Origin of the sequence: Clostridium thermobutyricum (genome assembly GCF_000371465.1) — a bacterium.
Lineage (GTDB): Bacteria > Bacillota > Clostridia > Clostridiales > Clostridiaceae > Clostridium > Clostridium thermobutyricum.
This window is the reverse complement of the sequence record NZ_KB850956.1, coordinates 994,216-1,018,555: the sequence shown is the minus strand read 5'-3', so window position 1 is coordinate 1,018,555 and position 24,340 is coordinate 994,216. Positions and strand designations below refer to the sequence as shown.

The following is a 24,340-nucleotide window of genomic DNA, read 5'->3' as shown; positions in this document are numbered from 1 at the left end:
ATTCCTCCTACAATAAATTGTTTGGATTGATATCTATACTAATTCTTATATCATTATAAACACTCTTATTTAATTTATAAAGATTTTCTTTTAAATTTAGAATTTCTTTGTATACTATCTTTCCTTTTATTATTATTTGATATCTAAAAAAATCTCTTACTTTCCCAATAATACATTTACTTGGTCCTAGTATATCTACATTTTCTAAATTTTCTTTTTTTATTTCTAAATAAAGTTTTTTCATAAAAACATTTAATTTTTCTTCATCTTTAGATATGCCTTTAATATATACTATTCTACCAAATGGAGGGTAATTCATCAATTTTCTTATAGTAAGTTCTTCCTTAAACATTTTTTTATAATTTCCATCCTTTGCATATTGTATATATGAATTTTCAGGATTATATGTTTGAACTACTACAACTCCTCTTTTCTCTCCTCTACCTGCTCTTCCAGCAACTTGAGTTATAAGCTGAAAGGTTCTTTCTCCAGCCCTATAATCTGGTATATTTGCTGACATATCTGCAGCCATAATCCCAACTAAATGTACATTTTTAAAATCATGCCCTTTAGTTATCATTTGTGTTCCTATTAATATATCTGCTTCACCATTTTTAAATGAATTATATATTTCTTCATAAGAACCTTTATTTTTAGTAGTATCTCTATCCATCCTTAATATTCTTGCCTCTTTAAAATATTTTTTAACTTCGGCCTCTACTTTTTCTGTCCCAGCTCCAAAGAACTTAACATATTTACTACTACATTTAGGACAAGTTTTTACTTCTTTTTTTACCATTCCACAATAATTACATGTCAAATAGCCTTCTTTATGATATACCATTGATATATCACATTTAGGACATTTAAAAACATATCCACAGCTTCTACATGATATAAATGTTGAATATCCTTTTCTATTTAGAAATAATATTATTTGTTTTTTATTTTCTAATGCAAGTTTAATTTCTTTATATAATTTTCTACTAAACATAGAAAGATTTTTCACTTTTAGTTCTTCTCTCATATCCACTATATTCATTTGAGGAAGCTTTTTTTCATATACTCTATTTTTTAATTCAACTAATTGCAATTTATCTACTAACGCATCTGCATAAGATTCAATAGAAGGCGTTGCAGACCCTAATATATATTTACAATCATACATATAACTTAAATATTCACAAACTTCTCTTGTCTGATATTTAGGATTTGTTTCTGATTTATATGAACTTTCATGTTCCTCATCTACTATTATTAATCCTAAATTGTTCATTGGAAGAAATAATGCACTTCTAGCTCCTATTATAAGCTTACACTTTCCATCTCTCACTCTATTCCATTCATCAAATCTTTCACCTTCTGAAAGTCTACTATGATAAAGCCCTACTTCTTTACCAAACCTACTTTTAAATCTTTCTATCATTTGTGGAGTTAGAGAAATTTCAGGAACTAGGATTATCGCTCCTTTTCCACTATCTAAGGTTTTTCTAACAAGATTCATATATATTTCTGTTTTTCCTGAACCTGTTACCCCATGAAGTAATATTCCTTTTTTATTTGTATTCTCTATAATATCTAATGCATTTTTTTGTTCTTCTGTTAAAACTTTTTCTTCATCTTTTTCATAAATTCTATCATTATATCTGTAAACTGTTTCTTCTTCTGTTTTTAAAAATCCATTTTTTATAGAATTATTTAATATATAAGTAGAAAATCCTTTATTTTTTATTTCACTTTTAGTTAGTCCTTCGTTATTTTTTATAAATGAATATAATTCTTTATATGATTCTTTTTCTTTAAAAGTACTATCTAATTCTCTTCCTAGTGTTATAACAGTTTTTTTCTTCTCTTTTACTCCTCTTGTTATTCCAGTAGGAACTAAAAGTCTTATTGCATCAATATATTTACAAAGAGTTCTTTCCCTTAAAAAGTCTATAGTTAAAATATCTTCTCTTCTTAAAATTGGCTCTTCATCTAAAATTTTATTTATTGATTTTAATTTATAATTCCCATTAAACTCTGTACTAAGTCCTATTACATAACCTTGAAGATAGCCTTTTATGCTTCCAAAAGATACTCTAACTCTATGTCCAATTTGAATTTTATCAGCCATATCCTCTTTAACTTTATATGTAAATGGTCTATCTATTTCTATTGCTTCACTATTTATTATTATCTCTGCATAAAGCTCCATTGTTCTAAATAAACCACCCTTCTAAAAAATATAATAAGAAAGCGCTAATGAGCGCTTTCTTAAAAATAATACTATTCTAATATATTATCAAATATACTTCTTGCTACATCTCTTTTACTCATAGTATCTAATTCATCTACTTTTCCATTCTTTGAAATAATAAATACTTTATTATTATCTGAACCAAAACCTGTTTCTTTAGATGTTATATCATTAGCTACTATAAAATCAAGATTCTTATTTTTAAGTTTCTTATTAGCGTTTTCTAATAATGAATTACTTTCAGCAGCAAATCCAACTAAGATTTGATTTTTCTTTAATTTTCCTAGTTCTAATAAGATATCATTATCTCTTTCTAGCTCTAGTTTTAAATCATCTCCAGTTTTTTTAATTTTTTCTTTACTATAGTTTTTAGGCTTATAATCAGCAACTGCTGCTGACTTTATAACTATATCTGAATTTTTATAATGTTTTAAAACTTCTTCTCTCATTTCTGAGTTAGTTTGAACATTTATTAATTCTATTCCCTTAGGACATTCAAGAAAGTCTGCTCCTGATACAAGAGTTACTTCTGCTCCTCTATCCCTAGCTTCAGTTGCAATTGCATATCCCATTTTACCAGTAGATCTATTTGTAATATATCTAACTGGATCTATAGGTGCTTTAGTTGGTCCAGCTGTAACTAATACTTTCTTACCTACAAGGTCTTTCTTTGGATATAAATTTTTAAGAACTTCATCAACTATAACTTCTGGCTTAGGTAATTTTCCTTTACCTATATCTCCACAAGCAAGTCTTCCACTATCAGGCTCTATAAATTCATAACCAAATCTTTTTAATTTTTCTATATTTTCTTGAACTATTGGATTTTCATACATATTAGTATTCATAGCTGGAGAAAATATAACTTTTGCTTTAGTTGCCATTATTGTTGTTGTTAACATATCATCTGCTATTCCATTTGCTACTTTTCCTATTACATTTGCTGTAGCAGGTGCAATTAACATTATATCAGCTTCTTGTGCTAAACTAATATGTTGTATTTTCCAAGCTTTTGGTTCAGCAAACATATCAGTTATAACCATATTTTGACTTATAGATTGAAATGTTAAAGGTGTTACAAATTTAGTTGCAGATTCTGTCATTATAACTTTTGTTTTAACGCCTTTTTTTCTTAAAGCACTTATTACATCTAGTGCTTTATATACTGCAATTCCCCCAGTAACCCCAATTACAACACACTTATCTTCATACATAATATCTTACTTTTCCTCTGGAAGTTCGAAATCAAATTTTCCTTCATTAACTTCATTTATTGCTATAGTTAAAGGCTTAACTGATTTTACATCACTTAATGGCTTACTTCCACCTATTATTTGTCTTGCTCTCTTTGAAGTTACTGTTACTAATGTGTATCTGTCATCTACCTTTTCTAAAAGTTCAACGATTGATGGATTAATCATAGAGTTGCTCATGTATAAAACCCTCCTTAGAATCTAATATTTTATCTTTTATTCTATCTACTCTACATTTTTCAGTTGTTATTATAGCTTCTATTTTTTCAACAGCTAAATCAACTTCGTCATTTACAACTGCATAATTATATTTTGAAATATAATTTATTTCTTTGTAAGCTGACTTAAATCTTGTCATTAATGATTCTGGTGTTTCACTTCCTCTATTAATGATTCTTTGTTTTAATTCTTCCATTGAAGGAGGAAGAATAAATATAAATATACCGTCTTCACAATTTTCTTTAACTTTTAAAGCACCTTGTATATCTATTTCTAATATAACATTTTTTCCATTGTTTAATAATTTTTGTACGTCTGTTTTAGGTGTTCCATAATAGTTACCATAAACTTCTGCATATTCAAGAAATTCATTATTCTTTATTTTTTCTTCAAAAGTCTCTTTAGTTAAGAAATGATAGTTTACACCATCTATTTCTCCGGCTCTTGGACTTCTTGTAGTTGCAGAAACTGAAATATGTAAATCATTACGTTTTTTAAGTAACGCTTTGCATATAGTTCCTTTACCTGCTCCTGAAGGACCAGATATAACTAGTAAAACGCCTTTTTTCATTATTCATCTACCTCATCATCATGATCATCTTTGCTTGATAGTCTATGTGCTACAGTTTCTGGTTGAACTGCAGATAATATTACATGATCACTATCTGTTATTATAACTGCTCTAGTTCTTCTTCCATAAGTTGCGTCAATTAGCATTCCTCTATCTCTAGCCTCTTGAATTATTCTTTTTATAGGCGCTGATTCAGGACTTACTATTGCTACTAATCTATTGGCAGAAACTATGTTTCCAAAACCAATATTTATTAATTTTATACCCATTATATTCCTCCTATTATTCAATATTTTGAATTTGTTCTCTTATTTTTTCAATTATATTTTTTATTTCAATAACAATATTTGTTATTTCTATGCTACTTGATTTTGAAGCAATCGTATTTGCTTCTCTATTCATTTCTTGAACAATAAAATCTAACTTTCTACCAATAGATTCATTAAGACTTAACGTACTTCTCATTTGTATAAGATGGCTTTTAAGTCTTATTATTTCTTCATCTATAGTTGCTTTATCAGCAAACATAGCAACTTCCATAGCTAATCTAGTTTGATCAACTTCACTTCCATCAGTTAATACTTTTATTCTTTCTTCTAACTTTTGTTTATAAACTTCTGGAATTGTATCAGCTATTTTTTCTATGTCTAATACTGAGTGTTCTATTATATTAAGCTTAGCTAGTATATCTTCTTTTAATTTATTTCCTTCTCTTTCTCTCATTTCTAACATTAAATTTAGAGATTTATCAATGAGAATTTCTATTTCTTTATATGTTTCTTCTAAATCCTCTTCTTTTTCCACTACACTTATTACATCTGGAAATCTACTTAGCTTTGCTACTGTTATATCATTTTCTATCCCTAACATATCAGCCATCTCTTCTAAGCAATTATAATAATTTTTAGCAAGTTCTTTATCTAATTGAACAGCATTATTAGATTTAGAATAACTTTTAAGATTAATGAAAATATCTACTTTTCCCCTATTTAGCTTACTGCTTATCTGATTTCTTATCTTTTCTTCTAAAGGTAACATCCATTTAGGCATTCTTATACTTATATCTAAGTATCTATGATTTACACTTTTCATTTCAACAGAAAATACTTTTTCATTACCTTCTTCACTTCTCGCTCTTCCAAAGCTAGTCATGCTTCTAGTCACTCATACCCCTCCTTTGCTATGAAGTATAAATAAATATTATTTTAGTCTAACAGTAAAGTCAATGGTTTGTTAACAAAAAGTTTACATTTGTTTTTATTTTTTATTTTCTATATAAAATTCATATTTAAATTTATATTTATTTATCAAATTATATTATTACTTTTTTAATTTTTATATTTCAAATACTGTTTTGAATTTATTTACATTTTATGTATTATATTGTATAATCTTCTCTAATTAAATTTATATAAGAATGTGATTTTATTTGAAAAAACGTTGTATCATGATTTTTCCCAAATTTAATAATTTAGAGATAATAAACAAAATAAGAAAAAAATATGACCCACTAGCTAATCATGTAGCACCCCATATAACATTAGTTTTTCCTTTTGAAAGTGATATAGAAAAATTTGATTTAGAAAATCATATTTCTTCTGTTATAAAAGATATATCTCCTTTTGAAATTATTTTAAAAGGTATTACTCCTGTTAATTGTTTTGGATTATATTTATTTCTTAGTATTGAAAAAGGAATAGAAAATATTATAGATTTGCATAAAAGACTTTATACTGGAATATTGAAAGATTATTATCCATCTTGGTTAAATGAAGGAAGTTTTTCACCTCATATAACTGTAGGTTCTTTTAAAAATAAAGAAGATTATGAGATAGCAATTAATAATACAAAAAATATTAATGATACTTTCAGAACTATAGTTACTGAAATTACTGTTGAAATAATAGATCAAAATGAAGATTCAATTATAGAATCAAATATTTCATTAAAATAAAAATGATAATAATAAAATGGAAAAAATAAAAAGAACTTAAAGAATTATAAATCCTTTAAGTTCTTTTATTATTTATAAGAAAAATAATTTAATTATAAATATTATAGCTAGTACAATCATTACTCCTGATATTTTTTTCTTTTCTTCTTTTTTAGCAAAGAAAATATTATAGAATATGTTTATAAATACATATGCTAAAACTCCAATTGTTAAACCATCACCAATACTATACATTAAAGGCATTCCTACTATTGTTAAGAATGCTGGGAATCCTTCTGTTATTTCATCAAAATCTATATTTTTAGCTGCTCCAAGCATTAAGAATCCAACATATATTAGAGCTGGTGCTGTTGCACATGCTGGAATTGCTACAAATATTGGAGAGAAAAACATTGCTGCTAAGAATAATAATCCTGTTGTAATAGATGTCCAACCTGTTCTTCCACCTGCTGCAACTCCTGTTGAACTTTCAACAAAAGTAGTTACTGTAGAAACTCCCATTAAAGCTCCTGCTGTAGTTCCTATTGCATCAACCATAAGTGCTTTTCCTGCATTTGGCACATTTCCTTCTTCATCTAACATTCCTGCTCTTGATGAAACTCCTACTAATGTTCCTATAGTGTCAAAGAAATCAACAAATAAGAAAGTGAATACTATTGTTATTATTGGCCATATAGCTTGTGGATTTAAAAGATAATCTAATCTTAATTGCCCTGCTATTGGTGCTATACTTTCAAATTTAATTATTCCTTCTGGTAAATATATTCCAAGACTTGCTGCATATTCTGGATTAAACATTGCATATATCCAAGCTGCAACAGTTGAAGCAACTATTCCTATAAGAATTGATCCCTTTACATTTCTTTTATCTAAAACTGCTATTATTAATATTCCAAGTAATGCTACTAATACTGTTGGACTTGTAAAATCTCCTATTGATACAAGAGTTGAATCATTTTTTACAACTAATCCACCACCAGTAAGTCCTATAAATGCTATAAATAACCCAATTCCAGCTGTAACTGCAAATTTCATATTCATTGGTATAGCTTTCACTACTGCTTCTCTCATTTTAAAAGCTGACATTAAAATAAATATAATTCCTTCTAAAAATACTGCTGTTAAAGCTACTTGCCATGGTATTTGATCTTTTAATACCACTGTATATGCAAAAAATGCATTTAACCCCATTCCTGATGCTAAAGCAAATGGTAAATTTGCAAATGCTCCCATAAGTATTGTAGCAAATCCAGCTGCAAAACAAGTGGCTGTAACTAATGCACCTTTGTCCATTCCTGTATCACCAAGAATATTCGGATTTACTGCTATAATATAAGCCATAGTTAAAAAAGTAGTTATCCCTGCAATAATTTCTTTTCTGAAATCAACATTCTTATTGTCTAAAATTTCAAAAAATGATTTCTTATTATTCATCCCATATTCCCCCCTGAAATAAAATAAGGTTGTTATGACTTTAGGAAACTCATAACAACCTTAGATATATTCTCTAAGTTTAATCTCATAGTTAGATATTATTGGTATCTAGTAGAAACGGCAAACCATATTATTGCCTTATATGAGTTATCCATTTGTTAATATAATATTAACCCAATTCACGAACAATGTCAATCTTTTTAATCTAATTTTACACATTTATTTCGAATATTAATTTCCAATAACTCAATTTTCATTCGTCTATATATTATGTTCATATAACCCATGTTCAAATATATCCATTAATTCATCATTCTTAATTCCTGAATTAATAGCTATTAGAAGTTTTATTCTTGCTTTTTGCCCTGGCATATTGTCTCCAAAAATAACACCCATATTTCTTAAATGTTTTCCTCCACCTTCATATCCGTATGAATCAAACACTCTTCCTTCAAAACATCTTGAAACTATTACAACAGGAATATTCTTATCTAAAGCATTTTTAACTCCACTTACCATTTCAGGAGGTATATTTCCTCTTCCCATAGCTTCTATTACTATTCCTCCTATTCCTTTTTCTAAAGAATAGTCTATATATGAAGAGTCCATTCCTGAAACACATTTTATAAGTGCTACATCTTTTTCTATGCTCTTAGGACAACTTTTAAATCCTTTTTTCCCTTTTCTATAAAAGATAACATTATTGTTATCAACTATTCCTACTGGTCCAAAATTAGGAGTTCTAAAGGCATTTAACGCCATTGAGTTAGCTTTTGTAACTTCTCTTGCATCATTTAATTCTCCATTAAAACAAACTATAACTCCTCTATTTTTAGCTTCATCTGAAATTGCTGTACATATAGAAGTAGCAAGATTAAATGGTCCATCATATCCTAATTCTGAGCAACTTCTCATAGCTCCTGTTACAACAATAGGCTTTTTAGTTTTAACTGCTATATCTAAAAAATACGCTGTTTCTTCTAAAGTATCTGTACCATGAGTTATTACTACTCCATCAATATCTTCTCTATCTACTATATTTTGTGTATATTTTGCTAACTCTAACATTATACTTGGAGTTACATGTGGTGATGGTAAACTTGAAAAACTATAATTTTCAATTTCTGCATGGCCTTCAATCCCTGTTACCATTGCCATTATTTCTTCTCCACTAAGACTTGGAACTGCTGCTTTTATTCTTTCATCTACCTTCATAGATATAGTTCCACCATTAAATATAACTGCTACTTTTTTCATTATTATTCCTCCTTATTATCCTTAGTTTTCAATTTTATAAGTTTAGGATTTAAGAAGCATTCTCTCATCTCAAAAATAAACTTTTCTCCGTATATTATATAATTTTTCTTTTTTTTTATCCACTAATTGTTTTTAATACCCCAGTTAATATTTTGGTGTTGAGTTTCTCTTTTATTAATGGATACATAGTTGCCACATACATATATTCATTTTCATAATCAAAATCTAAGATTACCATAACTTGTGCATCTATTTTTTTAACTAACTTTATGGAAATATTATCTTTATATCTATTTATGCCTATATAGTCAGGATTTTTAATAATTCTTTCTATTATTATCTTTATATTTTCTTTTACATGTTTTGTTAATTGTTTTCCGTGTCTCTTTTTTATATGCCTTACAACACTTTCATCAATATAAACATCACCATTAAAATTTAAATTTAAATCTTTTAATAAATCTTTATTAATTCTTCCAATCTTTTTATATGCATTATACTTTTTTTCCATAAACTTCACCAAGCCTTAGATTTATATTCATATAAAAATAATTTCCCCTAATTTATTATATTAATAAACTTTATAATTGATTATATTATTAAATAATTGATTATTTTATTAAAAAAGGTATAAACCTAATTATGGTTTATACCTTTTTAATTTATACTTTTATAGGATTATACAAATTAATCCGCCATTTCCTTCATTAATAATTTTTTGAAGGGTTTTTTGGATCTTAACTTGAACATCTTCTGGCATTTTATAAAGTTTCTTTTGAAGTCCCTCTTTAACTAAAACTTCTAAAGACTTACCTAACATATTACTTTGCCAAAGTGTTGCTGGATCATTTTCAAATTGTTCTAAAAGAGATTTTACTAAATCTTCTGATTCTTTTTCTGATCCCATTATAGGACTTATTTCAGTTTGAATATTAGCTTTTATAAAATGTAATGAAGGAGCACTAGCTTTTAATTTTACTCCATATTGTCCACCATGTTTAACTATTTCTGGTTCTTCAAATTTCATTTCTTTAAGTTGTGGAGCAACTAATCCATAGCCTGTCTCATTAACATCCCTTAAAGCATCTTTAACTTTATCATATTCTTTTTTAGCATGATTTAGTTCTTTAACCATACTTAAAAGATTTGTTTCAGAATCTATTTCTAATTCACACATTTCACTTAATACTCTATAGAATATTCCTTCTTTAGGCTTCATAACTACATTTGCAGTTCCAACTCCTAAATCTATTTCCTTAATTTTAGCTTCACCTAAATTTTCTTCATTTGATAAAAGATCTAATGAAATTTTTATATCTCTTATTTTTGATATGTTTTTGCTCATTCCCTTTATTATGTTAAAGAAATCTGTTTTTAACCAGTGATCTGATTCTAAATTTTCAAGCCATTCTGGTATATTAATATTTACTTCCTTTACAGGGAATTCTTTAAGTACTTGTTTGAATAATTCTTCTACATCTTCTTCTTTCATATTAGAAATGTCCATAGGTTTTACAGAAACATTATATTTCTTCTCCATTTCTTTTTGCATATCTAGTGTTTCTTGGGAACTTGCTCTAGAGCTATTTAATATTACTACAAAAGGTTTATTTATAGCTTGAAGCTCTGCTATAACTCTTTCTTCTGCTTCTATATAGTCTTCTCTTTCAAGTCCTGTTATACTTCCATCAGTAGTAACTACTAATCCTATAGTTGAATGATCTGTTATGACTTTTCTTGTTCCAATTTCTGCTGCATCTTCAAATGGAATTTCATAATCATACCATGGAGTATTAACCATTTTGGCTTCCTCTCCATCTAAGTATCCTAAAGCTTCTTTTACAATATATCCTACACAGTCAACCATTCTTACTTTGAATTTTACATCATCATCTATACCTATTTCTATTGCTTCATTTGGTACAAACTTTGGTTCTGTTGTGTGTATCATCTTTCCTGATCCACTTTGTGGTAGTTCATCTTTTGCTCTTTCCTTCTTAAATGTGTTGTCTATCTTTGGTATTACCATAAGATCCATAAATTTTTTAATAAAAGTTGATTTTCCAGTTCTAACAGGCCCCACAACTCCTACATATATGTCTCCTTGGGTTCTTTCAGCTATATCTTTATAAATTTTAAAGCTATCCAAGTCCTTACCCTCCTAAGTAATTTTTGACAATATATATATATTCTAAAAGTTTCATTTATATACTAATTTTTATATGTTTAAACGATTATTTTTTAAAATATATATGTTCATACTCTATTAATATGTTCAGATATAGAATAAATTCCTATTTTTATATTTTAAATATTATTTTTTTAATTATGTATTCTTTTCATAAAATAAATAAAAGTAATGTTTAAATTAATAAACTAAAAAATCTTTTTTTACATAAAAAGAAACTATGTAAATTTTACTTTACATAGTTTCCTCTATATATTTAATGAACTTCACTTTTCTTTTCTCTTCCCATAAGTTCACAAACTACTTGTTCTGGATTTTTATTTTCAAATAAGATACTATATAATCCTTCTGTTATAGGCATGCTAACATTTATTCTTCTATTTAACTCATGAAATGCCTTACATGCTTTAACTCCTTCTACTACCATTCCTACTTCTTTTAAAGCTTCATCTAATGATTTACCTTTTCCTATAAGTATTCCTGCTCTTCTATTTCTTGAATGAAGAGATGTACAAGTAACTATTAAGTCTCCCATACCTGTTAGTCCATAAAAAGTTTCTTCTTTTCCTCCAAGAGCTACTCCAACTCTTGAAATTTCTTTCATTCCTCTTGTCATTAGAGCAGCTTTAGAATTATCTCCGTAACCTACTCCATCTCCAATTCCTGCTGCAAGAGCAATTATATTTTTAACTGCTCCACCTATTTCAACACCTATAATATCATCATTAGTATAAACTCTTAAAGAAGATGTCATAAATAATTCTTGAACTTCTTCTGCATATTTCATGTCATTTGAAGTTGATACAAGAGTTGTAGGAAGTTCTATTGCAACTTCCTCTGCATGACTTGGTCCTGATAATATTACTACTGGATTATTTAATTCTTCTTCTATAACTTCTGATAATCTTTTATTTGTTTCAGGTTCAATACCTTTAGCAATAGATATAACTATTACATTTTTATCAATTTTTCCACTTATGCTTTTTGCTATACTTCTTATAACGTGTGAGGGAACAGCTAATACAAGATATTTTACATCTTTAATTGCTTCTTCAATATTTAAAGTCGCTTTAACATTTTCTGGAATAGAAAGACCTTTTATATATTTATCATTCTTTCTGTTTTTATTTATATCCTCACAAACCTCTGAATCTCTGTCATATATTACTACTTCGTTTCCTTTTTTGGCTAGTTGCATTGCAAGGGCAGTACCAAAACTTCCTCCACCTATAAATCCAACTTTACTCATAGTTATAACTTCCTTTCTCTATACTCTATCTGTATACCAGTTCCTTCAAAGTCAAAACTTTCTCTTAATTGATTTTCTAAATATCTTTGATATGAGAAGTGTGATGCACTTGGATCATTAACAAAGAATATAAATTTTGGTGGTTTAGTTGCAACTTGAGTTGCATAATAGATTTTCATTCTCTTAATTCCAACCACTGGTGGCTCTTTCATTAAGACAGCTCTACTTACTACATCATTTAAAATACCTGTTGATATTCTCTTTGAATAGTTATCATAACATTTCTTAGCTACTTCTAAAACTTTGTGACTTCTTTGTCCTGTTAAAGCTGATATAAATAAATATTCAGCATAGCTTAAGAATTTTAATTTACTTTGAAGATCCTTTTTGTATTTATCAAGAGTTTTATCATCTTTTTCTATAAGATCCCACTTATTAACTACAACCATAATAGCTTTTCTCATTTCATGAGCATAACCTATTATTTTTTCATCTTGCTCTGTTACTCCTTCTTCTGCATCTATCATAAGAATACAAACATCTGCTCTTTCTATAGCTGCATAAGTTCTAACAACACTATATCTTTCTATTTCTTCTTTTACTTTACTTTTTCTTCTTAATCCGGCTGTATCTATTAAAATAAATTTACCGTCTTCTGTTTCTAAATAACTATCTATAGCATCTCTTGTTGTTCCTGGAACATTTGATACTATAACTCTTTCTTCTCCTAAAAGTCTATTTATAAGTGATGATTTACCTACATTTGGCTTACCAATCATAGCTATTCTTATGTAATCGTCCTCTTCTTCTTCCATTGCTTCTTTATCAAAGCCTTCTACTACTCTATCAAGCATATCTCCAAGTCCTAATCCTTGAGAAGCTGATATAGTTATTGGTTCTCCAATTCCTAAGTTATAGAACTCCCATGCATTTTCTTCTTCTTTTAATGAATCAACTTTATTTACAACAAGTACTACTGGCTTTTTGCTTTTTCTAAGCATTGTAGCAACTTCTTCATCTGCTGCTGTTATTCCTTCTTTACCATCAACAATAAATACTATAACATCTGCAGTTTCTATAGCTATATTTGCTTGTCTTCTCATTTGCTTTACAATAATATCATCTCTTTCAGGTTCTATTCCTCCTGTATCTATCATTGTAAAATTATAATTTAGCCATTCAGCTTGTGCGTAAACTCTATCTCTTGTAACTCCTGGTGTATCTTCAACTATAGAAATTCTTTTTCCAGCTAATCTATTAAATAAAGTAGATTTACCTACATTTGGTCTCCCTACTATAGCAACTATTTGCTTACCCATTTATTATTCCTCCTCATTATGTTTATTTAATAGTGATATTAAATCATCACCACTATAATCACATACTATTACTTTAACATTTAATGCTTCTTCTATATCAGCTATTACTGTATCATCAAGCATAACTGGTACTTCTGAAGTACCTAATTCATATCCTCTTCTAAACATATTGTCTGGCATAATAAGATATTTTGTATCTATATTCCCTTTTAACTGTTCTATTATGTCTCTTCCAGTTATAAGCCCAGTAACTGTTATTGTTTCTCCAAAGAAATTATTAATTATTTTTCTTACATCTATTTTTATCTTATTGTTTTTCTCTGTTATTTTATTCATGACAGATTTAACTTCATCATAAGCTAAAGCGCCTGTTACACTTGTATAACTTCCACCTTTATTTAAATCTAGATCTTTCAGATCTGATGTAATTCTATCTCTAAAATATCTTATAGAACCTACTCCATCTTCGATTTGTGAGTATCCATTATAAAATTCTGCATCTGGAACATCAACTCCACCTACAACATAAAACTCATCAGAAAGCCTTACAAAAGGTTCCCCAACTTCTTTATAGAATCTTTTTTGCATTTCTCCTATAAATTCTATAGTTTTCTTTGATTCTTCTTTTGTAAATGTTCTAACTTTTTTTAAATTCTGTCTAAATTTTGTTATTCCTATAGGAACTACAGCTACATTATTTACATAAGGATATAATTTATATAAGTCTTTAATAGTTCTCTTTAACTCTTCACCATCATTAATATCAGGAATACATACAATTTGCGCATGCATTTGTATACCTTCTTTTGCTAATCTTTCCATTCTTTCATAGACAGCTCCTGCAAATCTATTATTAAGCATTTCACGTCTAAGTTCTGGATTAGTTGTATGTACTGATATATTTATAGGACTTATGTGATATCTTATTATTCTATCAATATCTTCATCTTTCATATTAGTTAAAGTAACAAAGTTACCTTGTAAAAATGAAAGTCTTGAATCATCATCTTTAAAATAAATTGTATCTCTCATTCCTTTTGGATTTTGATCTATAAAACAGAAAATACATTTATTGGTGCAACTTTTAGCTTTATCCATTATTCCGCCGCCGAATTCAAGACCAAGCTCTTCTCCATAATCTTTTTCTATTTCAACATCCCAAATTTCTCCATCTGGTTTTTCAATTTGAAGTGTTAATTCATCATCAACAGCTAAAAATCTATAGTCAATAATATCATCAATTTCTTTGTCATTTATTGAAAGCAAAATATCATTAGGTTCAATTCCAACTTCTTCTGCTATACTACCAGGAAGTACTTCTTTAATTAAATTTTTCATTTATATCCACTCCCTTATAAACTTAGTGTATCTTTTGTTATATTACATTAATATAAGTATATAGTCAAACAAAAACAATAAAAATAAGACAGGATTACACTTTTATTTTAAATATATCCTGTCTTCATCTTTATTAATCATTTAAATCTACATATTCGCCATTTTTTATAAATATTATACCTTCACAAATATTTGTAATATGATCTCCTATTCTTTCTAAATACTTTGATACAAACATAAGCTTTGTTCCTAAAGATATTTTACTGTCATCTTTCTTTATAAGTGCTAATACTTTATCAAAAACTTCATTATACATTAAATCTATTTCATCATCTAATCTACAAATTTTATAAGCAAATTCAAAATCTTTATCAATATAAGCTTTAATTGAAAGCCTTAACATACTTATTATTTTCTCTTCCATAGCCCAAAGTTTTTTAGATTCTTCAATATAACTTTCTCTTTTATTTGAAAGAGCTATTTTACAAATATCTACTGTATGATCTGACATTCTTTCTATATCAGTAACTATTTTTGTTGCAGTAAAAACTCTTCGCAAATCTTTTGCTAAAGGCTGTTCTGTTGCCATAAATTTAATACACTCTTCTTCTATTTCTTTTTGAAGATCATCTATTTCATCATCATATTCTATTGCTTTTTTAGCAAGATCAAAATCATTATTTTTTAAAGCCTCCATACTCATTTCTAATTGCTTTATAAAATTATTTGACATCTTATAAATTTTTTCATTTATATATTTAATCTTTAAATTTTGCGTCTCTCTTGTCATAATATTACTCCTTAACCAAATCTACCTGTTATATAATCTTCTGTCCTTCTATCTTTTGGCTTATAAAAAATTTCTTCTGTTTTACCAAATTCTATTATTTCACCATTTAAGAAAAAGGCTGTTTTATCTGCTATTCTTCCAGCTTGTTGCATATTATGAGTTACAATTATAACTGTATAATCTTTTTTTAAATTCTCTATTAATTCTTCTACTTTATTTGTAGAAATTGGGTCAAGAGCAGATGTAGGTTCATCCATTAAAATTATTTCTGGAGAAACTGCTAATGTTCTAGCTATACAAAGCCTTTGTTGTTGTCCTCCTGAAAGCCCCATTGCACTTTTCTTAAGTCTATCTTTTGTTTCATCCCAAAGTGCTGCACCTTTTAAGCTTTTCTCAACTATTTTATCTAATTCTTTTTTGTCTTTTATTCCATGAATTCTTGGCCCATAAGCCACATTTTCATAAATTGACATTGGAAATGGATTTGGCTTTTGAAATACCATACCTATCCTTTTTCTAAGAGCTATTTCATCATATTCATTAAAAATATTTTCTCCTTCAAATAAAACCTCTCCATTTATTTTAACTCCATCTATTAAATCATTCATTCTATTTATAGTTCTTAAAAAAGTTGATTTACCACATCCAGATGGTCCAATTAAAGCTGTAACTTCATTTTTATTTATTTTAATATTTATATTCCTAAGTGCTTTATTTGTTCCATAATATAAGTCTAAATTTTTCGTTTCTATTATACACATATCTTTATTCTCCATTATATTTTTTCTCTAATCTATTTCCAATTAATTTTGCAATTATATTAAATAGAAGAACTATTATTATAAGAACTGCTGCTGTTCCATTTGCTATTTCTGAAGCATAAGGTACTATACCTTCTGAGTTTAATTTCCATATATGAACTGCTAAAGTTTCTGCTGGTCTTAAAAGTGAAAAAGCAGAAGTATTATTAGTTAAACTTATTGTATTAAAGTTTAAAGCTCCTGAACTCAATCCTGCAGTATATAAAAATGCTGCTGCTTCTCCAAATATTCTTCCTGCTGAAAGTATTATTCCTGTTAAAATTTCTTTCATTGCTGTTGGAAGTATAACTCTTCTTATTGTTTGCCATCTACTGGCGCCAAGTCCTAAAGAAGCTTCTTTTACTTTTTTTGAAGCTGTACTTATAGCATTTTCAGCTATTCTTGTCATACTTGGGATATTTAATATACTAACTGAAAGCGCTCCAGCTATTATGGAATATCCAAATCCAGCCATATTAACAAAAACCAAAAGCCCAAACATACCAATAACTATTGAAGGAAGAGAAGACATTGTTTCTAAAGATAATCTTATAAATCTTAATACTATACCTTCTTTTGCATATTCTGCTAAATAAATTCCTGCTCCTATTCCTATTGGTATTGTTATTATAAGAGATATTAAAAGCATATATAATGAATTAAATATTTGTGGTCCTATTCCACCACCAGCACTTGTCATACTTGGTTTTCCTGTTAAAAATTTAAAGGAAATCATATGAATACCTTCTTTTAGTATATAAAAAAGAAATAAAGCTAATATTACTACTACAAATATGCTTATACCATAAAAAAATATAGTAGCTAACTTGTCTACTTTTTTGGCTTTCAATTAAATTCCCCCTTTCTTTTCAACTTTTCTTATTATTAATATAAATATAAATGATACTATTAAAAGTATTAATGCCATTGACCATAAAGCATTATTCCATGCTGTTCCACTAACTGTATTAGCCATATCCATAGTTAATATACTAGTTAACGTTGTTGCTGAATTTGCTAAATTATCTGGTATTCTTATAGCATTTCCTATAACCATTTGAACTGCAAGTGCTTCTCCAAATGCTCTTGCAATTCCAAGAACTACTCCTGTTAAAATTCCACTTTTAGCTTCTCTAACTATTACATTTTTTATAGTTTGCCATCTAGTTGCCCCTAATCCATATGATCCTTCTATATGTTCTTTTGGAACTGCTTTTATTGCATCTATTGAAAGTGTTGCAATAGTTGGAAGTATCATAATAGAAAGAACTATTATTCCTGCTAAAAGAGAAAAGCCTGTCCCTCCAAAATTTTCTTTTATTTTAGGAACTATAACTGATACTCCTACCCATCCATAAACTACTGATGGAATTCCAACTAAAATTTCTAATGAAGGCTTTATTATCTTTTCTCCTAATTTGTTTGATATTACATTTGAAAAAATCCCTAAAGATATTGCAATAGGTGCACTGATTATAACTGCACCTATCGAAACAAGAATTGAGCCTAATATGAAAGCTAAAGCTCCAAAACTAGCTTCCCCACCTCCTGGATTCCAATTATTTGTAAACAAAAAATCTAAAAATGAAACTGAATTCTCAGTAAATAATTTTATTCCTTTCATCCCAATAAAAAATATTATTGATAAAGTAATTAAAACTATTCCTATTGCACATATTAAAGAAAAACTTTTGCCTATATAATCATTAATAAGCTTTTCTTTGAAGCTTCTTTTTTTCATATTCCTCACCTTTTATTCTTTTATTTCACTACCCTTTATTAATCCTAACTCTTCTATAACTTCTGAATTTTTATCACTTCCAACAAAATCAATAAAATCTTTTGTAAGTCCTTTTGCTTCTCCTTTTGTATACATATGTCCCCATGACCAGAAATCATATTTTCCTTCTTCTATATTTTCAGAAGTTGCTTCTACACCATCTATTGAAACAAGATTTAATGCACCCTTAGCTTCATCAGTTCTCATATAAGTTAATGCTACATAACTTATTCCACCTTTATGTTTCTTCATAGTATTTAAAACAGCTCCATTACTATCTTGAGTTGCTCCTAATGAATCATTTTCTAAGTCTTTATCTCCATCTAATATTTTTTCTGTAAAAGTTGCTCTAGTTCCTGATGATTCTGGTCTATGAATTAATAATATTTCTTCATCATTTCCTCCAACTTCTTTCCAATTTTTTATTTCTCCTTTAAAAATTTTCTTTATTTGATCTTTTGTTAAGTTTGTAACTCCAGCTTCTTTATTTACTACTACTCCAAATCCTTGAGCTATAACTTTATGATCAACTAATTCTTTCTCTTTTTCTTCACCTAATTTATCTTTTGCAAAAACATCTGAATTTCCGATGTCAACTGCTCCTTCTAACACTTGTGAAAGTCCTGTTCCCGAACCTCCTGCTTGAGCATTTATAACTGCATCTTTGTTAACTTCTTTATATTTTTCTATTGAACTTTCCATTAATGGTAACATAGCTGATGAACCACTTATTGTTATCGTTCCTTTTATATCTTCACCAGTACTTTCTTCTTCTGTAGCTCCACATCCTGCAAATATTCCACCTGATATACATAATATTCCTGCTAAACAAATTAATTTTAAATTTCTCTTTCTCATTATTCTCTCCCTTTAATTTAAATATTTTTTTATTTATCTTACAGTTATATAATATTTTATAGAGTTTAAATTCTTATTAGAGGTAGATTAAATCCTTATTATAACTTTGTTAACATTTTTTAACATTTAAATTGCGAAAAATAAAAGCTATAAGAAATTTATTCCTATAGCTTTTCAATATTATAAATGTTTAACTTTAAATGTAAATTCTGAACCTTTTCCAAATTCAGATTCAACCTTTATATCTCCACCAAAACTTTTAGATATATGCTTTGCAATAGCAAGTCCAAGTCCAGTTCCTCCACCTTTCCTTGACTTATCTACTCGATAAAATCTTTCAAAAATTCTTGGTAAATCTTCTTTTGGAATACCATATCCATTATCTTTTACTCTAAATGTATAATATTCATCATCTGATGAACTTTCTATAAGTACTTCTTTATCACAATCAGAATACTTTATAGCATTTTCAACTAAATTGATAACTAATTGAAGAAATTTATCATTGTGTCCTAAAATTTTATCATTATTATTACTATGATATATTAATTTTATATTTTTTCTTTTAGCATGGTCTTCTAAAATATTTAAAGCATCTTCTATTACTTCCTCTGGATAAAATTCTATTAAATCTTCGCTACTCCTACTTTCTAGATTTGAAAGTACAAGAATATCATCAATAAGTCTTCTTAGCCTTTCAGACTCTTTATCTATAATATCTAAAAACTTATCTCTAGTTTCAGTATCTTCTACAAACCTTAAAGTTTCTGCAAATCCTTTTATTGATGTTAAAGGTGTTTTTAATTCATGAGATACATTTGCAACAAATTGAGTTCTCATATTTTCAAGCCTTTTCATTTCTGTTACATCTTGAATTGATATAACTATACCAATTTTCTCATATCCATTAATAATCCAAGTCTTTTTTACTCTTAATATTCTTCTTACTGGACTTTTTACTTTTATCTCTTTTGCTGTATCATATTCTTCTAAAAGAATCTCATTGTAAAGTTTTTTATACATTACATCCTTTAATTTTAATCCTACAACTTCTTTATTTATTCCTAAAATTTTCTTTGCATATGGATTTAAAAGAATTATAGAATCTTCTTTATCTACAGCTATTACACCACTTTGCATACTTTTAAGTATAGACTCTAATTTATTTTGTTTATCCATTACTTCATTTATCTTACTTTGAAGTTGATCTGCCATATTATTAAAAGACATTCCTAAATATCCCAATTCATCATTAGATGTTATTTCTATTCTCGTTTGCAAATCACCATTTGCTATTTTAGAAGAAACATACTCTAAATTTTTAACAGGATCTATTATTATTCTAACTAATTTTAAAGCAAGAGCTATGGAAAGTACAAATACTACTGCTAAAACTCCTAAATAATAACTTATATTTTTTGAATAAAGAACATCTAAAGTTCCAACAGGAACTCCACTTCGTATAATTGTTCCATCTCCTAACCTTAAAGTTGAAAATATCATATCTTTTTTATAATAAGGACTATATCCTTCAAAATATCCAATATTATCTCTACCTATACTTGCATATTCTTTACAATTTAAATCTACAGTTTTACCTTCTTGAGTATTATCAAATATAACTTTTCCATCTTTATTTGTTACTGTAACATCTATAATGTTTCCATTTATCCTTAATAAATTTACTGACTCTTTAGATATTTCTTTCCAATTAGCCATTATAGAATTATAATTAATTAAAATGTTTCTTGTATTATCTACTTCTTGCATACTTACAAGAGCAAAAAAAGAAGAGGTTATTATTACAAGTGCAAAAAGCACTGTTATTATTACAGAAGTTAAAATCTTTTTTTTCATTTTAACCGTTAAACCTATATCCTAATCCTCTAATTGTTTCTATAAGTTTTGGGCTTTTATCATCCTCTTCAATTTTCTTTCTTATATATCTTATATGAACATCTATAGTTCTAGTATCTCCTATATATTCATATCCCCATATTTTATCTAAAATTATCTCTCTATTTAATATTCTTCCTTTGTTTTTAGCTAAGAACTCTAAAACTTCAAATTCTTTTAAAGTAAACTCTACTTTTTGATTATTTATAAGAACTTCTCTTCTAAAATAATCTATTTTTACTCTTCCATTATCATAACTTTCCTCAAATTCATCTTCTTTAGCTATTGTTCTTCTTAAAACAGCCTTTACTCTAGCTAAAAGTTCTCTTATGGAAAATGGTTTAGTTATATAATCATCTGCTCCAAGTTCTAATCCTAGTATCTTATCTAATTCTTCTCCTTTGGCTGTTACCATTATTATTGAAGTTTCTTTTAAATCTTTATCTCTTTTTATTTCTTTACAGACATCTAATCCATCAATTCCTGGTATCATTAAGTCTAAAAGAACTAAATTTGGTTTATTTTCCTTTGCAAGTTTTAAAGCTTTTTCTCCATTATTTGCAGTATAAACTTCATATCCTGCATTTTTTAGATTAAAGTTTAGTAGCTCTAAGATATTTTCCTCATCATCTACTATTAATATCTTTTCCTTAGCCAAACAAAACAACTCCTTTATTTCATAATTACAAAAGTAAACAGTCTTCCATATGAGCCATCTGACTTTCTATATGAATGTAATTTTATATCTTCTGTACAGTATGTACATAAGTTTAAACTAAATATATTATCTTCTTTTACTCCAAAATCTAAACAATCTTTTTCTATAACCTTTTCCATTGAAAGATTTCTTCCTGCAAAAAGTTCTTTTTCTTCTATTCCTGTTTCTTTTAAAAATCTTTCTTTCAATTCTTCTGAAATTTCATAACAACATTTTCTTATATGTGGCCCTATATAAATTTTTATATTTTCAGCTTTACAATTAAATTTTTCTTTCATTCCTTCTAAAGCTTTTTTTACAATTCCTGATATAGTTCCTTTCCATCCACTATGAACTGCTCCAACTACTCCTAAAGTTTTATCAATTAATATTATTGGAACACAATCTGCTGTAAATACTCCAATACAAGTATCTAATTTATTTGTTATTATTCCATCACCTTCGTTATCATTAAATGATTCTTGTCCATCAAAAACATATACAGTATCTGAATGAATTTGCTTTAAATAAGCTAGTTCTTTAACATTAAATTCATTTTTTATTACATCTAATTCTTTTATACCCTCTTCAGTATTTCTATTAAAGCTTCTATTTTCTTCTGCTGTTGAAAATCCTATAGTAATATTATCCTCATTTAAAATTAAATAATCTCTTTTTTTTTCTAGTTTTTTTATATCTAAATTAATCATAAACTCCTCCAACTCTATTTATTTCTAATTTTATCATTTTATTTTAATTTTATCTATTAAAAATTATATAAAGAAAGCACTCCTTATTTGGAGTGCCTTCTTTACTCTTTAATTAAACTGTTTATTTCTTCCATAAAAGTATTTATATCTTTAAACTGTCTATATACTGATGCAAATCTAACATAAGATATTTCATCTATATTTTTTAACATTTCCATAACCATCTCACCAATTTTTTGTGATTGTATTTCTGTTATCATTTTATTAGATATTCTCTTTTCAATCTCTTCTGCTATTTCTTCTATTTGCTTTCTTGATACAGGACGCTTTTGACATGCTATTATTAAACCATTTATTATCTTTTCTTTATTAAAATTCTCTCTTGTAGAATCTTTCTTTATAACTAACATAGGAATGTCTTCAATTTTTTCATATGTAGTATATCTTTTTCCACAATTGGAACATTCTCTTCTTCTTCTAATTGTTGTGTTATCATCCGTTGATCTTGAATCAACAACTTTGCTTTCATTATAAGAACAAAAAGGACATTTCATATTTAATCACAACCTTTCTGTAGATATTTTATCCTATAAGCTTATTATACATAGTTTTACCTGTTCTGACTAGTTTTATAGTGTATTTATTAATTATATTTATTATTCTCTATATTTATTAAATTAAGATTTTCAAGAGAGACTAATATAACATCCATACCAATTTTAACTACATTGTCCCAAGGTATTTCTATTTCATCTTCTTTTTGAAACCATCCTTTATTTTCACCTGGAAGTATAAGTCCATCTACTTTGTCATTTTCGCAATCAATTTTTATATCATAAATAAATCCTAATTTTTTTCCTGTATTAACTTCTATAACTTCCATATTTCTCATTGAGTTAATTGAATGTAAATTTTCTTCCATTTTATCTTCCCCCTTATTAAAATAAAAATTTCTCCCTATTATTTTTATTCTATTTAGATAAAAAAAAGAACCATTTAGGTTCTTTTTTATATATGTTTTTTCATATGCTTTAATGCTGTTTTTTCTAATCTTGATACTTGAGCTTGAGATATGCCAATTTCGTCTGCCACTTCCATTTGAGTTCTTCCTCTAAAAAACCTTAAATTTAATATTAGTTTTTCTCTATCTGTTAATTTTTTCATAGCTTCATTTATTGATATATTTTCAAGCCAATTTTCATCTGTATTTTTAGAGTCACTTATTTGATCCATAACATATATGGCATCTCCTCCATCATGATATATAGGTTCAAATAATGAAACTGGATCTTGTATTGCATCTAAAGCAAATACCACATCTTCTCTTGGTATTTCAAGTTCCTTTGCAATTTGTGAAATATTTGGCTCTTTATTATTTTCTTTTATAAGTCTATCTCTAACTAACAAAGCTTTATATGCTATATCTCTTAATGATCTACTAACTCTTATAGAATTATTATCTCTTAAATAACGTCTTATCTCTCCTATAATCATTGGCACTGCATAAGTTGAAAATTTAACATTTTGTGATAAATCAAAATTATCAATTGCCTTCATAAGTCCAATACATCCTACTTGGAATAAATCATCCACATTTTCTCCTCTATTATTAAACCTTTGAATAACGCTTAAAACTAATCTTAAATTACCTTTTATAAATGTTTCTCTAGCATTCGGGTCTCCATTTTGCATATTTTGTAAAAGCTCTCTTTTTTCTTTTTCCTTTAATACAGGTAATTTTGCTGTATTAACTCCACATATCTCAACTTTATTTACTATCAATTTTGT

General features: G+C 27.4%; 25 protein-coding genes and 1 riboswitch. Of the genes, 1 reads left to right on the top strand and 24 read right to left on the bottom strand.

From position 1 onward, the window contains the following. Positions 1–7 precede the first annotated feature (7 nt). The 6 genes from priA to HMPREF1092_RS04645 all read right to left on the bottom strand — a co-directional run bounded on the left by priA (position 8) and on the right by HMPREF1092_RS04645 (position 5,446). Complete coding sequence (priA, locus tag HMPREF1092_RS04670) at positions 8–2,197, bottom strand: primosomal protein N' (protein ID WP_002597471.1); 2,190 nt, start codon at positions 2,195–2,197, stop codon at positions 8–10. 71 nt (positions 2,198–2,268) lie between these two features. Beyond that, a complete protein-coding gene (gene coaBC, locus HMPREF1092_RS04665; RefSeq protein ID WP_002597470.1) occupies positions 2,269–3,453 on the bottom strand; it encodes a bifunctional phosphopantothenoylcysteine decarboxylase/phosphopantothenate--cysteine ligase CoaBC in 1,185 nt (394 codons plus the stop codon). A 6-nt stretch (positions 3,454–3,459) separates the two neighbouring features. Next, the gene (rpoZ, locus tag HMPREF1092_RS04660) at positions 3,460–3,672 is read right to left on the bottom strand and encodes a DNA-directed RNA polymerase subunit omega (protein ID WP_002597469.1); all 213 of its coding nucleotides are present in this window, start codon (positions 3,670–3,672) and stop codon (positions 3,460–3,462) included. Continuing rightward, complete coding sequence (gene gmk / locus HMPREF1092_RS04655) at positions 3,653–4,282, bottom strand: guanylate kinase (RefSeq protein ID WP_002597468.1); 630 nt, start codon at positions 4,280–4,282, stop codon at positions 3,653–3,655. Before gmk ends, rpoZ begins: the two co-directional genes overlap by 20 nt. Next, the gene (gene remA / locus HMPREF1092_RS04650) at positions 4,282–4,551 is read right to left on the bottom strand and encodes an extracellular matrix/biofilm regulator RemA (protein WP_002597467.1); all 270 of its coding nucleotides are present in this window, start codon (positions 4,549–4,551) and stop codon (positions 4,282–4,284) included. Before remA ends, gmk begins: the two co-directional genes overlap by 1 nt. 13 nt (positions 4,552–4,564) lie before the next feature. Beyond that, on the bottom strand, positions 4,565–5,446 hold the full coding sequence (locus HMPREF1092_RS04645; protein ID WP_002597466.1) for a YicC/YloC family endoribonuclease: 882 nt from the start codon (positions 5,444–5,446) through the stop codon (positions 4,565–4,567). Positions 5,447–5,729: 283 nt separating this feature from the next. On the opposite strand from HMPREF1092_RS04645, the gene HMPREF1092_RS04640 reads away from it, so the two are divergent. Then, positions 5,730–6,236 (top strand): 2'-5' RNA ligase family protein, encoded by a 507-nt coding sequence (locus tag HMPREF1092_RS04640; protein ID WP_002597465.1) that lies wholly within the window; start codon positions 5,730–5,732, stop codon positions 6,234–6,236. Between the two features lie 72 nt (positions 6,237–6,308). On the opposite strand, the gene HMPREF1092_RS04635 is transcribed toward HMPREF1092_RS04640, so the two are convergent. From HMPREF1092_RS04635 to sigG, 18 genes are all read right to left on the bottom strand, one after another. Continuing rightward, entirely contained in the window at positions 6,309–7,670 is a 1,362-nt protein-coding gene (locus tag HMPREF1092_RS04635) for an NCS2 family permease (RefSeq protein WP_002597464.1), read from the bottom strand. Positions 7,671–7,738: 68 nt separating this feature from the next. Next, positions 7,739–7,836, bottom strand: a riboswitch (purine riboswitch). A 95-nt stretch (positions 7,837–7,931) separates the two neighbouring features. Then, entirely contained in the window at positions 7,932–8,927 is a 996-nt protein-coding gene (locus HMPREF1092_RS04630) for an asparaginase (protein ID WP_002597463.1), read from the bottom strand. Between the two features lie 115 nt (positions 8,928–9,042). Further along, the gene (locus tag HMPREF1092_RS04625; RefSeq protein WP_002597462.1) at positions 9,043–9,438 is read right to left on the bottom strand and encodes a PBECR3 domain-containing polyvalent protein; all 396 of its coding nucleotides are present in this window, start codon (positions 9,436–9,438) and stop codon (positions 9,043–9,045) included. Positions 9,439–9,597: 159 nt separating this feature from the next. Beyond that, positions 9,598–11,076, bottom strand: a complete 1,479-nt coding sequence (gene spoIVA / locus HMPREF1092_RS04620; RefSeq protein WP_002597461.1) for a stage IV sporulation protein A — start codon at positions 11,074–11,076, stop codon at positions 9,598–9,600. A gap of 295 nt (positions 11,077–11,371) precedes the next feature. Then, positions 11,372–12,364, bottom strand: a complete 993-nt coding sequence (locus tag HMPREF1092_RS04615; protein WP_002597460.1) for an NAD(P)H-dependent glycerol-3-phosphate dehydrogenase — start codon at positions 12,362–12,364, stop codon at positions 11,372–11,374. Between the two features lie 2 nt (positions 12,365–12,366). Beyond that, entirely contained in the window at positions 12,367–13,683 is a 1,317-nt protein-coding gene (der, locus tag HMPREF1092_RS04610) for a ribosome biogenesis GTPase Der (RefSeq protein ID WP_002597459.1), read from the bottom strand. 3 nt (positions 13,684–13,686) lie between these two features. Further along, positions 13,687–15,021, bottom strand: coding sequence for a DUF512 domain-containing protein (locus HMPREF1092_RS04605; RefSeq protein WP_002597458.1), 1,335 nt, complete (start codon positions 15,019–15,021; stop codon positions 13,687–13,689). Between the two features lie 133 nt (positions 15,022–15,154). Beyond that, a complete protein-coding gene (phoU, locus tag HMPREF1092_RS04600; RefSeq protein ID WP_002597457.1) occupies positions 15,155–15,811 on the bottom strand; it encodes a phosphate signaling complex protein PhoU in 657 nt (218 codons plus the stop codon). An 11-nt stretch (positions 15,812–15,822) separates the two neighbouring features. Continuing rightward, on the bottom strand, positions 15,823–16,572 hold the full coding sequence (pstB, locus tag HMPREF1092_RS04595) for a phosphate ABC transporter ATP-binding protein PstB (protein WP_002597456.1): 750 nt from the start codon (positions 16,570–16,572) through the stop codon (positions 15,823–15,825). Positions 16,573–16,576: 4 nt separating this feature from the next. Then, positions 16,577–17,461 (bottom strand): phosphate ABC transporter permease PstA, encoded by an 885-nt coding sequence (gene pstA, locus HMPREF1092_RS04590; protein ID WP_002597455.1) that lies wholly within the window; start codon positions 17,459–17,461, stop codon positions 16,577–16,579. Then, the gene (gene pstC, locus HMPREF1092_RS04585) at positions 17,462–18,352 is read right to left on the bottom strand and encodes a phosphate ABC transporter permease subunit PstC (RefSeq protein WP_002597454.1); all 891 of its coding nucleotides are present in this window, start codon (positions 18,350–18,352) and stop codon (positions 17,462–17,464) included. A 12-nt stretch (positions 18,353–18,364) separates the two neighbouring features. Beyond that, on the bottom strand, positions 18,365–19,249 hold the full coding sequence (locus tag HMPREF1092_RS04580; RefSeq protein WP_002597453.1) for a phosphate ABC transporter substrate-binding protein: 885 nt from the start codon (positions 19,247–19,249) through the stop codon (positions 18,365–18,367). Between the two features lie 180 nt (positions 19,250–19,429). Further along, positions 19,430–21,106, bottom strand: coding sequence for a HAMP domain-containing sensor histidine kinase (locus tag HMPREF1092_RS04575; protein ID WP_002597452.1), 1,677 nt, complete (start codon positions 21,104–21,106; stop codon positions 19,430–19,432). A 1-nt stretch (position 21,107) separates the two neighbouring features. After that, the gene (locus tag HMPREF1092_RS04570; RefSeq protein WP_002597451.1) at positions 21,108–21,803 is read right to left on the bottom strand and encodes a response regulator transcription factor; all 696 of its coding nucleotides are present in this window, start codon (positions 21,801–21,803) and stop codon (positions 21,108–21,110) included. 14 nt (positions 21,804–21,817) lie between these two features. Then, complete coding sequence (gene pgeF / locus HMPREF1092_RS04565; protein ID WP_002597450.1) at positions 21,818–22,552, bottom strand: peptidoglycan editing factor PgeF; 735 nt, start codon at positions 22,550–22,552, stop codon at positions 21,818–21,820. A gap of 101 nt (positions 22,553–22,653) precedes the next feature. Further along, on the bottom strand, positions 22,654–23,106 hold the full coding sequence (gene nrdR, locus HMPREF1092_RS04560) for a transcriptional regulator NrdR (RefSeq protein WP_002597449.1): 453 nt from the start codon (positions 23,104–23,106) through the stop codon (positions 22,654–22,656). 89 nt (positions 23,107–23,195) lie between these two features. Continuing rightward, positions 23,196–23,474, bottom strand: coding sequence for a YlmC/YmxH family sporulation protein (locus HMPREF1092_RS04555; RefSeq protein WP_002597448.1), 279 nt, complete (start codon positions 23,472–23,474; stop codon positions 23,196–23,198). A gap of 86 nt (positions 23,475–23,560) precedes the next feature. Beyond that, positions 23,561–24,334, bottom strand: a complete 774-nt coding sequence (gene sigG, locus HMPREF1092_RS04550) for an RNA polymerase sporulation sigma factor SigG (protein ID WP_002597447.1) — start codon at positions 24,332–24,334, stop codon at positions 23,561–23,563. Between the last annotated feature and the right edge of the window lie 6 nt (positions 24,335–24,340).